At 60.3% G+C, this 12,874-nt stretch carries 12 protein-coding genes; 11 read left to right on the top strand and 1 reads right to left on the bottom strand.

The window, feature by feature from the left end:
* The first annotated feature begins 46 nt into the window (after positions 1-46).
* From pdxR to ACEOAB_RS22955, 6 genes are all read left to right on the top strand, one after another.
* Positions 47-1,681, top strand: a complete 1,635-nt coding sequence (gene pdxR / locus ACEOAB_RS22980) for a MocR-like pyridoxine biosynthesis transcription factor PdxR (protein ID WP_082571979.1) — start codon at positions 47-49, stop codon at positions 1,679-1,681.
* Between the two features lie 83 nt (positions 1,682-1,764).
* Entirely contained in the window at positions 1,765-2,526 is a 762-nt protein-coding gene (locus ACEOAB_RS22975; RefSeq protein ID WP_413748069.1) for a maleate cis-trans isomerase family protein, read from the top strand.
* Positions 2,527-2,614: 88 nt separating this feature from the next.
* Complete coding sequence (gene ilvA, locus ACEOAB_RS22970; protein WP_413748070.1) at positions 2,615-4,156, top strand: threonine ammonia-lyase, biosynthetic; 1,542 nt, start codon at positions 2,615-2,617, stop codon at positions 4,154-4,156.
* A gap of 539 nt (positions 4,157-4,695) precedes the next feature.
* Positions 4,696-5,913: a CaiB/BaiF CoA transferase family protein gene (locus ACEOAB_RS22965; protein ID WP_495653852.1), complete on the top strand. Its 1,218-nt coding sequence runs from the start codon at positions 4,696-4,698 to the stop codon at positions 5,911-5,913.
* A complete protein-coding gene (locus tag ACEOAB_RS22960; protein WP_082571978.1) occupies positions 5,910-6,656 on the top strand; it encodes an enoyl-CoA hydratase/isomerase family protein in 747 nt (248 codons plus the stop codon). Before ACEOAB_RS22965 ends, ACEOAB_RS22960 begins: the two co-directional genes overlap by 4 nt.
* A gap of 187 nt (positions 6,657-6,843) precedes the next feature.
* On the top strand, positions 6,844-8,163 hold the full coding sequence (locus ACEOAB_RS22955) for an MFS transporter (RefSeq protein ID WP_082571977.1): 1,320 nt from the start codon (positions 6,844-6,846) through the stop codon (positions 8,161-8,163).
* 655 nt (positions 8,164-8,818) lie between these two features.
* Here the strand turns inward: ACEOAB_RS22955 and ACEOAB_RS22950 are convergent.
* Positions 8,819-9,064, bottom strand: coding sequence for a cupin domain-containing protein (locus tag ACEOAB_RS22950; RefSeq protein ID WP_056589076.1), 246 nt, complete (start codon positions 9,062-9,064; stop codon positions 8,819-8,821).
* 176 nt (positions 9,065-9,240) lie between these two features.
* Between ACEOAB_RS22950 and ACEOAB_RS22945 the strand changes: the two genes are divergently transcribed.
* From ACEOAB_RS22945 to proC, 5 genes are all read left to right on the top strand, one after another.
* Positions 9,241-10,335 carry an Ldh family oxidoreductase gene (locus tag ACEOAB_RS22945; protein WP_200955394.1) on the top strand — a complete coding sequence of 365 codons (1,095 nt, stop codon included), beginning with the start codon at positions 9,241-9,243 and terminating at the stop codon, positions 10,333-10,335.
* Positions 10,336-10,337: 2 nt separating this feature from the next.
* Positions 10,338-11,006 (top strand): pyridoxamine 5'-phosphate oxidase family protein, encoded by a 669-nt coding sequence (locus tag ACEOAB_RS22940; protein WP_056589074.1) that lies wholly within the window; start codon positions 10,338-10,340, stop codon positions 11,004-11,006.
* Between the two features lie 340 nt (positions 11,007-11,346).
* Positions 11,347-11,796, top strand: coding sequence for a CoA transferase (locus tag ACEOAB_RS22935; RefSeq protein ID WP_414930038.1), 450 nt, complete (start codon positions 11,347-11,349; stop codon positions 11,794-11,796).
* Positions 11,751-11,933: a hypothetical protein gene (locus tag ACEOAB_RS22930; RefSeq protein WP_056589071.1), complete on the top strand. Its 183-nt coding sequence runs from the start codon at positions 11,751-11,753 to the stop codon at positions 11,931-11,933. Before ACEOAB_RS22935 ends, ACEOAB_RS22930 begins: the two co-directional genes overlap by 46 nt.
* Positions 11,930-12,775, top strand: a complete 846-nt coding sequence (gene proC / locus ACEOAB_RS22925; RefSeq protein WP_082571974.1) for a pyrroline-5-carboxylate reductase — start codon at positions 11,930-11,932, stop codon at positions 12,773-12,775. The genes ACEOAB_RS22930 and proC overlap by 4 nt, the downstream gene beginning before the upstream one ends.
* Positions 12,776-12,874: the final 99 nt, after the last annotated feature.

Here is a 12,874-nt window from a genome sequence, read left to right as displayed (position 1 = left end):
ATAAGTGGCATGCCACTTGCGTCATCAGCGAGCCACACTCGGCAACATGCCGAAGCCTCTTGGCGCATTCTTAACGGTGAACAGCGCGATGAACGGGCCACTTTCAATCGATGAATCGAACCACTTCGGTGCACAGCCCAAGCCCCGGCGACGGCGAGCGCGGGCATCCAGGGCACGCCTGCTCGAGACCCTGGTGATCAACCGGCAAAGCCCGGTGACCGTGGTGGACCAGGTTGCCACCGGAATTGAACACCTGATCGTCACCGGCGGCCTGAAATCAGGCGACCTCCTGCCGTCGACGCGCGAGCTCGCCCGAACGCTGGACATCGGCAGGGCCACTGCGCTCAGCGTCATCGCCAGGCTCAGCGCGGAGGGGTTCGTCGAGACCCGCGTCGGCTCTGGCTCCCGAGTGCGCGAGCGATCGGCCGACTTGTTGACCGGGAGTGCCGCGCCCGCGCCAAGCGTGCTCAAGCGCAGCCATGTGCCGGGCGCCGTGGCCATCCAGCAGCAGGTTGCCTTGCTGGACACCTTGCCAAAGCATGTCTCGCGCAGTACCAGTTTGATGGATTTGCAAAGCCTGTCGGTGGCTACGCCTTTCGCTCCAGGGATGCCGGCAATTGATCAGTTCCCGTATCACTCCTGGAGCGACTTCTGTGCAAAGGCCTGGAAGCACGCAACGTCCGCCATGCTGGAAACTCGCGACCCGGCCGGCTACAGGCCGCTTCGGGAGGCGCTATCTGGCTACCTTGCGAGTGCTCGTGGAGTACGTTGTACAGCGGACCAGATCATCATTGTGTCTGGTGCTCAACACGCGTTCGACCTGACCTTGCGCGTGCTGACGCAGCCGGGTGACCGGGTGCTAATCGAGGATCCCGGATTTCTTGGCGCCAGAAATGCGATGTTGTCGGCAGGCTTGAATCTGAGAGGCATCCCGCTGGATGAAGAAGGTGTCATGGTGCCGGATGACAACGGCGGCGCCAAGCTGCTCTACACCACCCCGTCGCACCAGTATCCGATGGGTAGGACCATGAGCCTCGCGCGCCGCCGGGCACTCCTCGAGTGGGCGCGCCGGACATCCTGCTTCATCTTTGAAGACGACTACAGCAGCGAATTTCGGTATGACGGCAAGCCTTTGCCCTCCCTGCAGGGGGCTGACGAGTACAGCCGGGTGATCTACGCTGGAACGTTCAACAAGATCATGTTTCCGTCCCTGAGGCTGGGTTACCTCGTCGTCCCGGAAGAACTCGTTGATGTTTTCCTGGGTATCCGAACCTGGTCGGACGGCTGTCCTCCGGGCGTGATCCAGGCTGCCATGCTCCAGTTCATCGAGCGGGGAGCTTTTTACTCGCACATCCGTCGGTTGCGAGAGATCTACACAGCACGCCACTCGCTGCTGTGCGAGCTGATCTCCCAGAGGATGGGACTGATGCTGTCGGTCATCTCGGATCCGGCTGGACTGAACCTCGCGGCGGTCGCGAAGCGCCCGATGGACGACGTGGCCCTCTCACGCCGTGCTCGCAATGCGAATATCGTCTGTCCGCCCCTGTCTCAGTACTTCGTCCATGTGGAACCGCAATGTGGGTTTCAGTTTGGCTTTGCTTCAAGCAACGAGGCTCAGATGAAGGCGGCCATCGACCGGCTCGAAGTGGTCTGGGGCCAAGGCGCATCGACTGCTGCTTAACTGGTCTGAGAAACTGGCGCGAAGTGGCCTGCAGCAGGAGGCCTTCGGTGCATACGCTTCTCGGATCACGAAGGGAACAGCTTATGCTTCAGACTCGAATTGGCTACGAACTTGCTCAAGATGACACAGAGGCACGCCGCCTAGCGCTGATCGTGCTACGCACGGACCGCACCATCGAGGGCGAAGTGCGATCAAGCCTTCCGACCTCGCAGCCCACCTCTCTGTACCACAGCCGCATCTACAACGACTTCGAGATCTCTGCCGCGACTTTGGAAGCCATGTCGGACCTGCTGCAGCCGACGGCGGCCTTGATCCCCGCCGAGTTCAAGCCGCATGTGGTGGCTTACGGCTGCACGTCGGCCACGATGCTTCTGGGAGAGCAACGGGTCGCAAGCATCATTCGCCAAGCGCATCCAGGCGTGGAGGTGACCGAACCAGTTACTGCTTGTATTGCAGCATGTAGGTCTCTGGGCATGAAGAAGATCAAGCTGGTCACTCCGTACGAGAGTACGGTGAACCGGAAAATTGTGGACGGACTGCGCGCCCGCGGGCTGGACGTGGACTCCGTGGTCTCTTTCGAAGAGCCCGATGATCTGAAGGTGGGCGGGATTTCCACGAACAGCGTTGTCGAGGCCGCCGTCCATGCGGGCAGTGGAGTGAAGTCGGACGTCGATGGTGTCTTCATCTCATGCACCACGCTGCCGACCTTCAATGCCATTCCGATCATCGAGCGCCTCACGGGCAAGCCCGCGACTTCAAGCAATCATGCGCTGGCGTGGCACATGCAGAAGCTTGCCGGCATCAAGAAGTTCCAGAGCTCGCTCGGGCGCCTCTACGCAGACTAGCCGTGGCAGGCGTCCTCCGACGGAGTTCCCGCCTCTTGCGACATGCTTCGCCGCCGCACCTTCATTCGTGAGAACACCGTCACCTCTGATGCTCGACCTCAACGAATACTTGAATAGGATCCTCACGGCCCGTGTGTACGACGTGGCCGTGGAAACTCCTTTGCAGCCTGCCAGAGAGTTGTCGAGCCGGCTCGGCAATCAGGTTCTCCTGAAGCGCGAAGACCAGCAAGCCGTGTTCAGCTTCAAGCTCCGCGGCGCCTACAACAAGATCGCACAGTTGTCGCCCGAGGAGATGCGTCGCGGAGTGATCTGTGCCTCTGCGGGCAACCATGCTCAAGGTGTCGCACTTGCCGCGCGGCGCTTGGGCGCGACCGCAGTCGTCGTCATGCCTTTTACGGCGCCGCGCGTCAAGATCGAGGCGGTCAAGGGACTGGGGGGCACCGTGGTGCTGCACGGGGAGAGCTACTCCGAGGCATACGCTCATGCCCTGGAACTACAGGAGGCAGGCGGGTTGACGTTTGTGCATCCGTTCGACGACCCCGATGTGATCGCCGGGCAAGGCACGGTAGGGATGGAGATCCTGAGGCAGCATCAAGCGCCGCTGCAAGCCGTGTTCGTGCCAGTCGGCGGTGGCGGGTTGATCGCTGGCGTCGCTGCGTACGTCAAGGCGCTCCGCCCGGAGGTTCAAGTGATCGGGGTGCAGACCGTCGACTCGGATGCCATGGCGCGATCGGCTCTAGCTCGCAAACGCGTCACACTGGGCGACGTGGGCTTGTTCTCGGATGGAACGGCCGTGAAGCACGTGGGCGCGGAGACCTTTCGCATCGCCAGCAGCCTTGTGGACGACTATGTGACGGTGGATACGGACTCCATCTGCGCGGCGATCAAGGATGTATTCACGGACACTCGCAGCATCGTGGAACCGGCCGGGGCGCTGGCAGTGGCCGCCGTGAAGCAGTACGTCAAGCAGCGAAAGACGCGCGGAGAGACGTATGTAGCCATTCTCAGCGGCGCCAACATGAACTTCGACAGGCTTCGGTTCGTTGCGGAACGGGCGGAGATCGGTGAAGAGCGGGAGGGCCTGCTCGCGGTCACGCTTCCCGAATCACCTGGAAGCCTGTTGCGCTTGTGCAAGACCATCGACACCCTGTCCGGCCCCGCCCGCAGCATCAAAGAACTTAAGTACCGTGTATGCGACGCCAAGGAGGCCTCGGTGCTGGTCGGGTTGACGATCCACTCCGCAGGGGAAACCACACGCGTTGCAGAAGTCCTAATGCAGGCTGGCTTCTACGCTCAAGATCTGACGCACGATGAAATGGCCAAGGAGCACATGCGTCACATGGTTGGAGGGCGCTCGCCGCTCGCTACGGGTGAGCGTGTGCTGCAGTTTGTCTTTCCAGAGCGTCCGGGTGCCTTAATGCAATTTCTCTCCTCTTTGCCGTTTAACTGGAACATCACGATGTTTCACTACCGCGACCAAGGCGCCGACTATGGCCGGGTGTTGGTTGGCCTACAGGCGCCTAGCCTAGCCGAGGACGATTTCCGTAGTGTTTTAGAGAGCGTGAGCTATCCGCATGAGGAACTGACATCAGCTCCTTCCTACCGTTTTTTCCTGGGGCCACGCAGCTAAGAGCAAGACCAGCCGTCGCCGAGTGCTCGTGCAAGACCGATTTTTGCTGAGCCCCTAGTAACTCTGCTGATTGCCGTCCAGCCATACAGAACGCGATGGCGCCAGCCGCTGCCGTGTTTTGCTGGGGATCGCTCGATCATGGGTTACCAATCCGGACGGCCATGGACAAGATTGGCAGGATCCGTCGGCTGCATGTAGCCCATTACTTCCACGTCGCAGTTACGGGCAGTTCAGGGCAAGACGTACACCCACCACAGCCGACGATTACCGCGGCGCTCCCCCCTTAGTTCTCACTTAGACGTCGCGTGCTCACGCTACTTCGGTGCGGACCCGCCTGAACCTCGACGCAACACGCTGCAGTGCCGATGGGGTGTTTCTGAGGTGCCTTGTCTTCTGATACGTCATCGCAAAGTGGCGTGGCCCAAAAACCATAAGTGGCTATTAAGTCGGCCAACTTTCAACTTAATCTCAACCCGCACCAGCGTGATTGGCACCCAATCAAGAGCTCCCGAGGTGCCGACCGGATTCGAGACCAACAAATGATGTCAATGCCTAACGAGTCAGTCTTGGAGGGAGTGCTAGTTCTCGACGCGGCCACTTACATTGCGGCGCCGTTGAGCGCGTCGATCCTTTCGGAATTCGGTGCACAAGTCATAAAGATCGAACATCCGCGTTCTGGGGATCCGCTACGGCAATTTGGGACAAAGGGGACTGATCCCAGTGCCTCCATGCAGTGGCTCAATGAGAATCGCAACAAACGCTCCGTCACTCTGGATCTGAGCAAGCCGGAAGGCCGCGATCTGTTCATCGCCCTTGCGCAGCGAGCAGATGTAGTGGTCGAGAACTTCCGCCCCGGCACCTTTGAGCGCTGGGGCTTAGATTGGGAAACGCTGCACGCGGCCAACCGGCGTCTGGTGATGCTGCGTCTTTCGGCGTTTGGTCAGAATGGTCCCCTAAGAGAACACATCGGACTCGCACGCATTGCGCATGCATTCAGCGGCGTCCTGTCCATTAGCGGCGAAGTGGACCGCCCACCGGCAAACCCCGGGCCTACCTCGCTCGCAGATTACGTGGCAGGGGTCTATGGTGCACTAGGACTGATGCTGGCGCTGTTCGAGCGGGAGCGCTCTGGACTTGGGCAAGTCGTGGACTTGGCGCTCTATGAGCCCATGCTTAAGACGATGGACGAAGCATTTGCCGTGTTCAACCGCACCGGGTTCGTGCGTCAACGATTCGGATCGCAAGTTGCCACTGTTGCGCCAACTGCGAACTATGAGTGCGCTGACGGCCGCTTTGTCACCATTGGCGTACCGGACGACAAGATGTTCGCGCGCCTTTCCACCGCGATGTGCGCGCCGCATCTGGCGGACAGCAACTCTAAATTCGCCACCAACGCGCTGCGAGTCGAGCACAGGGACGAGATAGAGGGCATCGTGCGCACCTGGGTACAGTCGCATGATCGCGACGCAGTGATCCGCCTGCTTCAGGAGCGCGATGTTCCTTGCGCGCCGATCCTAGACATAGCAGAAGTCGCGGCTCACCCCCAAGTAGCAGCCCGTGAAAACTTCGTGACGCGTCCAGACGGCGCCGGCGGTACGGTCACGATGCAAGCACCTGTTCCCAAACTGTCGCGAACACCTGGGCGTGTTGTCACATCGGGTCCATCGCTAGGTGAAGCGACTAGCGAGATCTTGCAACGATTGCTTGGACTGAGCGACTCGCAGCTTGCCGACTTGCGGTCAAAAAAAGTCATATGAGTTCGCTTTTTTATCGGCGTTCCACGCTCGAACTTCGCCGTTGCGACGGTGTGATGGTGGTGGCACTCAATCGTCCTGAGGCGCTTAACGCGATCAACCGCACGATGCGGGACGAGCTGCGCCAAACGCTCGACGAAACGCGGCGCGATCGTGATATCGCGGCTGTCGTGCTGACCGGCAATGGCAGAGCGTTTTGTGCCGGGCACGACGTCAAGGAGCTATTGGCCCTCTCACCATCCGCAGCGAACGCCATCATGCTGGAGATCGGTGACCTATACCGCGCTTTGCGCGCCTACCCGAAACCCTTGGTCACTGCCCTCAACGGACTTGCCCTCGGTGGCGGCGCGGCGCTGGCGCTTTTCTCCGACGCGCGCCTCGCGACCCCTCAGTTCGAACTCGGTTTTCCGGAGATTGACCGAGGGCTTGTTACAGCACTCGGACCTTGGCTGCTAGGGCTCTTCCTACCCCCGGCACTTGCACATCAGATTGTGCTCAGCGGCACGAGCCTGTCAGCTCAGCAATGCGTACATCGTGAACTTGTATCAGGAATTGTCGACCCGAGCGATTTGGTTTCGACCAGTGTCTCCAGCGCATTGTCGCTGGCAAAAAAACCACAAAGCACGTTCTCAATAACCAAGGCGCGCTTTGCGGCGGTGACCGAAAACGGATTTTGCGAGTCATTGGAAGCAGGGGCAAAAATGCAAGAGCTCGCGCAGGCGGCACGTGCCGCTGAGAGCGTATGACGACGTTGGCTTTGTTACCTCAATCAGTGCCAGCTCTCTGATTCTGTGTGGCTCTCCCAAGACCGGCCATTGACAACAATTTCGCGCTCAGTCAGCTATGCGTCTGAGCAAAGTGCTTTAGCGCCCCCTGTCAGGCCGTAACAGCAGCCTGTGCACGCGTGGCCACGTTCGATTAGCAGGAGAATGTATGAATAACGCGATACTAATTGACCAAGTTAATTACGAAAGTGTTCCTATTGAACGGGCACGATACAGGGCTGTATTGGCAAGCGGAATTGGTCACTTCTTGGAGTGGTTCGAATTCGCGACGTACGGCTATCTAGCAGTAATCTTTTCAAAAAACTTCTTTCATTTCGCTTCGGAGGGCACCTCGCTGTTGCTTTCCCTTGCGACGTTCGGCGTCGGGTTTGTCGCACGCCCACTCGGCGGCATCGTTTTGGGACAACTCGGCAATCGCTTAGGGCGGCGCTCATTGCTTGTCATGACGATGTGGACAATGGCAGTCGCAACCTTTGCGATTGGCTGCTTGCCAACTTACGACAGCATCGGGCTTTTTGCGCCTGGATTGCTCGTTGCGCTGCGCCTGATTCAGGGCTTTTCTCTCGGTGGCGAGTGGGCCGCGGCCGCCATGTATATGGTCGAGTGGGCACCGGAGTCGAAACGCGGGTTCTTCGGAAGCTTGAATCAGGTGTCCGGGGCGCTAGGGCTCCTGCTCGGTTCAGTCACCGTAGCGGTACTCAGCTCGGTCCTGACCCAGGAAGCGCTGACGTCTTGGGGATGGCGAGTCCCGTTTTTCTTTGCCGCATTGATCGGTCCGATTGCCGTATTCATTCGAAAACGGATTGGAGAAACACCCGTCTTCGAAAAAATGAAGGCGGAGCGCGCTTCGGGCAAGAAACCAGTCGCTGGAGCGAATCAGTCGCGTAAGCTGAAAGGTTCCGCTGTAACGTTCTGTTTGGCCGCGTGCTGGGCACTCCTTTTTTACATCGTGATGAGCTTTATGCCCACGTTCCTCCAGAAGCAAGTGAAGATTTCTGCATCAGACACATTCTGGATTACAAGCATCGGGATTGTTGCTTTGTGTCTATCGACTCCGATAATGGGGGCGCTGTCGGATCGAGTGGGGCGTCGCCCCGTATTGTTCGTGGGCTGTCTCGCCTTTACGCTATTACCTTATTTCTTGTTTTCGTATTTGTTGGCAGGAGTCGACTTTCGAGATGCGGTGATCGTCCAAGTCATTCTGGCGTTGATGCTGTCTCTCTTTTGTGGGCCAGGCACAGCCACGATGACTGAGATCTTTCCGACCGAACTTAGGGCCGGCTGGATGTCGTCTGTCTACGGTGTATCTGTCGCGATCGCCGGGGGATTTGCACCGATGATTGCTACGTGGCTCATCGGTGTCACGGGCTCGGCAATTGCGCCCACAATACTGGTCGCGGTATTCGCGTTGATCGGCATCGTCACCGTAGTCGCCATGCGTGAAACTGCCTTTGCCGAGCTGGCATGATGGGACGGACATCTCTGATTTTCAGTTCGTCGCAGTATGCACAGTAATTGTTCGCCTCTTCCGCCTCGATGTCAGCAAGAGGACTCGAACGATAATGCGTCGACTATGTCATTGAGCTGGCTCAGGCTGGGGCGTCCATTCCGAATCTTCGCGTTCAAAAAGCAATTTTCAGCGCCACCTCGCAGCCCGGTTTGGCAGAAATTTATAAAGCGCTCCCACAGCGCGACGTATTGGATTAAGACCTGCCGCAGAGTTTTCCTCTTCTCAAAACCGAATTCCACTATTGTGGGAAAGACAACATTTAAGGTTTATGTTGGCTGTGGCGGCGCCGTGTGCATCGTGGACGAGCCGAAGCGAGACTGCGTTGGAGATCACGACGCACTGCCGTCGATGGGCCAGCGCCACTTGAGCCACGGACGCCCGGGCTCTGCGCATGCGGCCAGCACTTGCCGCTTCAGTTCGGCCGCGTGGCGCCGCCGGCCGCTGCCGTGTTGACGCTCAGGGAGCGCTCGATCGCGAGTCGATCGATTGGTCGATCCGGATGGCCGTTTTCCGGCAGAAACCGATGCTCGGGTTCGAGGGGCCCAATGCCAGACGGCTCATAGGCGGAATAGCGCGGATGGAGGTCACCCGAAGGAGTTGACCGGCGTCACTATCACGAAGAGCCGCGCGGGTGAAGGCCCACGTTCTTGCCGCTGTGTGGCTGTTCGCAAGAGAAGTGGACACAGTCGCCTGGCTCGAGCACCAGCATTTTGTCGCCGATTCGGAATTCAAACCGCCCGTCCAACAGGTACAGCATTTCCTCGCCTGCGTGCGTCAGGACCTCCGGGTTCATCGGCTCGCCGACCGGGTAGACCAGTTCAAAAGCGCTCATCTGCTGATCGATGAGCTCTCCACTCATGAGGTGGTACGAGTATCCCCGAGCAGTGAGTGACGGTTCGCCACCGCGGTCCTCCTGGGACTACTACAAGGTGGTTGCCACCGTCCCTGCGGAGCAAGCGTTCCAGCCGCTCGGTGCCAGTGCGTGCCCGCTGGTCAAGAAGTAATCAGTTTCCAACCCGTTCCAAGGAGAAAAAAGTGAGCGATTCCATCCGAATGAAACTCGACGAGGTCCACGAGCTCGCAACAACGCTGTTGCTCGCCCAGGGCTTCAACCAAGCCCACGCCAACGCCATCGCCAACACGGTGACTGCGGCCGAGCGCGACGAGTGCCGCCATCACGGCTTGTTCCGCATTCCCTTCTACGTCAATGCGTTGCGCGCTGGGCAAGCTTCCGGTGATGCGGAGCCGACAGTCGACGACCTTGCACCAGCCGTGGTGCGAGTCGATGCCCACTATGGCTTTTCACCACTGGCGCTGGAAGTCGGCGATGAGCTCCTCGCCAAGCGGGCGCAGGAGACGGGCATCGCTGCACTGGCCGTCAACAACGCCCTCAACGTGGCGGCCTTGTGGCCAGAGGTCGAGCGCCTGGCGAACCGTGGCTTGGTCGCGTTCGCGTTTGTCGCCGCAGCGCCCTACGTTGCGCCGCATGGCGGCACCAAGCCGCTTTACGGCACCAATCCTATGGCCTTCGCCTGGCCTCGACTCAACAAACCGCCGATGGTCTTCGACCAAGCTTCAAGTGCAAGCGCGCGTGGCGAAATCCAGGTTCGTCTGCGTGATGGCAAGCCGCTGCCCGAAGGCTGGGCGGTAGGCCCGGACGGGAAGCCGACAACGGACCCGAAGGCCGCTCTTGCCGGCGCCCAGCTGCCGTTCGGCGGTGTCAAGGGCGCTTCCATCGCGATGATGGTCGAGTTGCTCGCAGGTCCGCTGGTCGGTGATCTGCTGAGCTACGAGTCCGGCGAGAAGGATGCCGCGAACACCGGCGCGCCATGCGGCGGCGAGCTGATCATTGCCATCGACCCCGTTCGATGCCTCAAGAACGGCAACCGCAAGGCGCAGTTGGAACATGGGGAGCGACTGTTCAGCAAGATCCTCGAGCAGGAGGGAACGCGCCTGCCGTCGCAGCGGCGGTATGAAGCTCGCGCACGTACGGCAGTGGAGGGCGTCACCGTGCCGAAGTCGCTGTACGACACGCTGAAGCTGTTCAGCACGGGCACCTACGTGCGGCAGGAAAATGCCTACGAAGGCGATGATCTGCTGCGCGGAAAGCCGGCGAAGGCTGTGGCGTGAACATGGCCAACGCGAGCCAAGCCTCTGAGTACGGGCCAACGCCGCGTACCCAAGTTCGACGTCGGCCGGAGCGGGCCAGCTACGACCGCGAGCTGGTTCACTCGATCATCGACGAAGCGATCGTCTGTCACGTGAGCTTCCTTTACGAAGGGGAGCCGTGCATCATTCCGACGACGATCCTTCGCATCGATGAAGACATCTATCTCCACGGCAGCCCGACGAATCGAATGCTGTGCGTCCTCGCTCAAGGTGTACCGGCTGCCATCGCCGTCACCCACATCGATGCTGTTGTGGCGGGGCGGTCCGGGTTCGGTTGCAGCGTGGACTATCGATCCGCCATCATCTACTCCAGCGGGCAACTCGTGGAGGGACCGCACAAGGCGGAGATCGTCGACAGCGTGATTCAGTCGGTCGTGCCGGGTCATCGGGTGCGTGCGCCAAAGCAAAAGGAGCTCGACGCCACGATGGTGCTGCGCTTCCCAATAGTCGAGGTCTCTGCAAAAGTCCGCGACCTCGGCGTGCGCGACTACGAAGAGGACCTGGAACTGGACTTGTGGGCCGGCACGATACCGTTGCGCGTCGTGGCCGGAGCACCGGTCAATGCGCCGGATCTGCGGCCGGGCATCAGGACTCCGGATTACGCGCTGAACTACCAACGCGGCAGGGGCTAATCGCGGTTTCGCTTACCGCGCACAAGGACCAGCATGTGCATTCGCGGCGTACGGAGGTCCGCTGCGCCGGCGTGCCCCGGCGCCCGGCCGCCGCCTCGACAAGGGCGCCGCTTGACTATCGGAACCAAGCAGCGGTTCCGGACCATCAACGCTATTCGGACAACTGGCGCGCGATGAGTGAATCAACGCGAAGACGCCTGGTGCATTGGTCCGACGATGGGCGCTTCCCCAACGTCGAGCAACGGCGTCCGGACCAGACTGGTTGTCGCCAACCAGCTCGTTGCCTGACGCAAGACGCGAAAGAGCCGGTCGGGTGTTTCAAGAGGTGCATCGCCCGCAGATGCCGTCTCGCAAAGTGGCACCGTCCGAAAGCCATAAGTGGCTAGTAGGTCTGCGAATTGCCAGCCTAAGCTCAACCCGCGCCAGAGTGATTGGCACTCCGATCAAAAGATCGCGAGGTGGCGATCTTCCTCGAAACCCACAACGTATGTCATTGCCTAACGCCTCTGTCTTGGAGGGTGTTCTCGTTCTCGATGCGGCCATCTACATTGCGGCGGCGTTGAGCGCGGCGATCCTCTCGGAGTTCGGCGCTCAAGTGATCAAGATCGAACACCCGTGCTCCGGGGATCCGCTGCGGCGCTTCGGAACGAGGGGGACTGATCCCGGCGCCTCCGTGCAGTGGCTCAACGAGAGCCGCAACAAGCGGTCGGTCCCGCAAATACGCCGGCGGCCATCAAGGACTACTTGGCCAAGGAGATTCTGGCAGTTCTGCAGGAACCCGCCGTGCTGAAAGAGCTGCGCGATCGCACGATGGTGATCACGCCGCAATCTGCCGCCCAGTTCTCGCGGTTCCTGAGTGACGAAGAAGCGCGCTGGACCAGCCTCATCAAGGCCAAGAACATCCGAATCGACAACACTAGCCCATGACCACCGACCCGTACGCCCGCGCTCAACCTTCTCCATACGCAGGCCTTCGCCTGGGCATCATCGGAGGAGGCAATATGGCGCGGGCTATCCTTGGGGGGCTCCTGCGGAATGGCCTGGATCCAGCGCAGGTGACAGTCGTGGAGCCCCATGGCGACGCGCGTGCGCGGCTCGGTACGGAGCTTGGGATCTCTGCTGACGCCGAGCCAAGTGGCAGATTGAAGAGCTGCACCGCCGTGCTGTGGGCCGTCAAGCCTCAAGCCTTTGCGGAGGCGAGCGCGCCTGTCCTCAAATATCTCGCTGAACCGCTGCACATCAGCGTCATCGCAGGGCTGGGAGTCGAATCCCTTCAGAGCCAGTTGGGTTCGGGTCGCGTCATTCGCTGTATGCCGAATACGCCAGCGGCCGTCGGAGCGGGGATTGCCGGGTGCATTGCTGCTGGGGAAGCGTCAGAGTCCGATCGACGAGTCGCCGACGATCTGCTGCGGCCAACGGGGGAGGTTCTTTGGCTCAACTCAGACGCGGATCTGGACCGCGTGACGGCAATCTCGGGGTCTGGGCCGGCGTACCTTCTCTACGTCATCGAGGCTGTCATCGACGGCGGCGTAAGAATCGGGCTTCCGAAAGAGGTGGCCCGCCGGCTTGCGATTGCCACGGTCGTCGGCACCGGTGTGCTGGCGCGAAGTTCGAATGAGGAGATCTCTGAACTTCGCGGTCAGGTGACATCCAAAGGGGGCACCACGGCAGCGGCGATCGATGTATTGAGCTCCGCAGGAGTGCACGACGCAGTTTGCGCTGCCGTGGAGAGCGCTCACCTCAGGGCGCGGCAGCTCTCGGCGATGTAGCCGTCCGGATCGAAAGTATTTCCGGCCCAACGACGGAAGGCCTGGGCTCCTGCCTCAGAGCGGCGCGTTCACCATGCTTCAACATGACGAGTATCTGAA

This window comes from Variovorax sp. Varisp53, from assembly GCF_059491555.1.
Note: the sequence above shows the minus strand (reverse complement) of the source record. Positions and strands in the feature narration are given on the sequence as shown.

Coding starts and splice junctions, on each gene's coding strand:
- pdxR (WP_082571979.1), top strand. CDS start 47: ATGCCGAAGCCTCTTGGCGCATTCTTAACGGTGAACAGCGCGATGAAC.
- ACEOAB_RS22975 (WP_413748069.1), top strand. CDS start 1,765: ATGCTTCAGACTCGAATTGGCTACGAACTTGCTCAAGATGACACAGAG.
- ilvA (WP_413748070.1), top strand. CDS start 2,615: ATGCTCGACCTCAACGAATACTTGAATAGGATCCTCACGGCCCGTGTG.
- ACEOAB_RS22965 (WP_495653852.1), top strand. CDS start 4,696: ATGATGTCAATGCCTAACGAGTCAGTCTTGGAGGGAGTGCTAGTTCTC.
- ACEOAB_RS22960 (WP_082571978.1), top strand. CDS start 5,910: ATGAGTTCGCTTTTTTATCGGCGTTCCACGCTCGAACTTCGCCGTTGC.
- ACEOAB_RS22955 (WP_082571977.1), top strand. CDS start 6,844: ATGAATAACGCGATACTAATTGACCAAGTTAATTACGAAAGTGTTCCT.
- ACEOAB_RS22950 (WP_056589076.1), bottom strand. CDS start 9,064: ATGAGTGGAGAGCTCATCGATCAGCAGATGAGCGCTTTTGAACTGGTC.
- ACEOAB_RS22940 (WP_056589074.1), top strand. CDS start 10,338: ATGGCCAACGCGAGCCAAGCCTCTGAGTACGGGCCAACGCCGCGTACC.
- ACEOAB_RS22935 (WP_414930038.1), top strand. CDS start 11,347: ATGCCGTCTCGCAAAGTGGCACCGTCCGAAAGCCATAAGTGGCTAGTA.
- proC (WP_082571974.1), top strand. CDS start 11,930: ATGACCACCGACCCGTACGCCCGCGCTCAACCTTCTCCATACGCAGGC.